Here is a 1,510-nt window from a genome sequence, read left to right as displayed (position 1 = left end):
TATGTTAATCAGCAATTAAAAAATTATATGGCAACTAGCCATTCTTATTGTGGTAAACCACAAATTGTAGCCGATGGGTTTGATGATGATGATGGGTTTGAAAATTTATTTCCAGACTTTTACTTATACGGTGTATTTTACTATATATTCTTCCCAGAAACTAATCACTATTTATCTAATAAAGAGTTTGATGTGTTTATTGGCAAATTAGATGATATCAGTTTGTACCGTCGCTATTCATCAATCAAAAATTATGTTTCGAATAAATATACACTTATCATGACGAATCAGGACAAAGAATACCGTTTTAAAGAGTCACAAATTTATCAACGGATGGCAAGTCGAGAAAGCGCTGAGAGTTTTATCGGATTGGACATTATCGATTCAAAAGGGAAGATTACTTTTTATGATAAAACGGCATTAGCGAAACGATTAAACAAATCGACCATCAAAAAAAATATCAAGTCATATATTCAGCACGAAAAAGTACCACTTTATGATGAGCCTAATGATAGCCATCCAACGGATATGTATTTGGTTCAAAATGATTTTGTTAAAATTCTGGATGTGATTTGGAATAAAGAGAAACTAAAAAAAAGTCGATATCCTGATATCTGGTTTAAGGTGAGTTATAAAAGTAAAGACCAAGGTGAAATGGTGAAATGGATTGATGGGAAAGCGTTTACCATCTGGTGATATTTATCCTAACTAATAATAACACTAAGATTTTTATGAAGGGTGACACGAATTGAAAAATTTTGTGTCATTGATATCAAATTTATTCAGTAAATTGACTGAAGAGTTTTAAAAAAATAATTGATAAGCCAGTATCATTAACGGCGCTAAAATGTTTATTAATCAATTGACTAAATACCAAATTGTTAAATAAAAGGATTAAAAAAATGGCATTATTAGCAGTAAAAAGATGGAAGTTCCCGGTTATCAAAAATGATGAAGATAAACCAAGTGAAAATCATTATTATCGGTCATTACAATTAGCACAAAGTGGCTTTTATCCTGTCAGTATAAACAATCAGGTGCATGGTGGAATTCATTTTGATCAGAATGTTCTTGCCGGATTAGGTAATGAAAGTGTTCGTAAAGTGCATTGTATTGCTGATGGAGAAGTCATAGCTTATCGCGTTAATGACAATTATCAAAAAGTAGATTATGGTGATGAAGTTGGTTTTTTCTCAACCGGTTTTGTCTTAGTTCGGCATCTGCTTGAAATGGATCTTATTGAAAAAGAAACACCAAAAGCAGCAGAAACTAATAAGCCAACGGATAATGCCGACACACAAAAATCAGAAGCAACGGCTAATTCAGCTCAATCATCGAATGCCTCATCCTCGTCAACCAAAACATCAACTGCGCCAGCAACCAAGTCAAAAAAAGACAAAAAACCAGGTCATCGCCTCTATTTTTATAGTTTGTATATGCATTTGGCTGATACTAAATACTACGATGATAATCCCAAAGAGCCTACACCAGCATTTTGGGAACAAGATGT

1 protein-coding gene and 1 pseudogene are annotated in these 1,510 nt (G+C 33.0%); both read left to right on the top strand.

All coding sequences use genetic code 11. The features are described 5' to 3' along the window. Nucleotides 1-696: hypothetical protein (locus tag A9G11_RS14390; protein WP_218056072.1), on the top strand; the 696-nt coding region annotated here is incomplete at its 5' end. A 206-nt stretch (nt 697-902) separates the two neighbouring features. Continuing rightward, a pseudogene (locus A9G11_RS06155) lies at nt 903-1,510 on the top strand (hypothetical protein); the annotation flags it as partial.

Origin of the sequence: Gilliamella sp. wkB108 (assembly GCF_001690195.1) — a bacterium.
In the GTDB taxonomy this organism is placed as follows: Bacteria; Pseudomonadota; Gammaproteobacteria; order Enterobacterales; family Orbaceae; genus Gilliamella; species Gilliamella apicola_L.
This window is presented reverse-complemented; position numbering and strand designations above follow the sequence as displayed.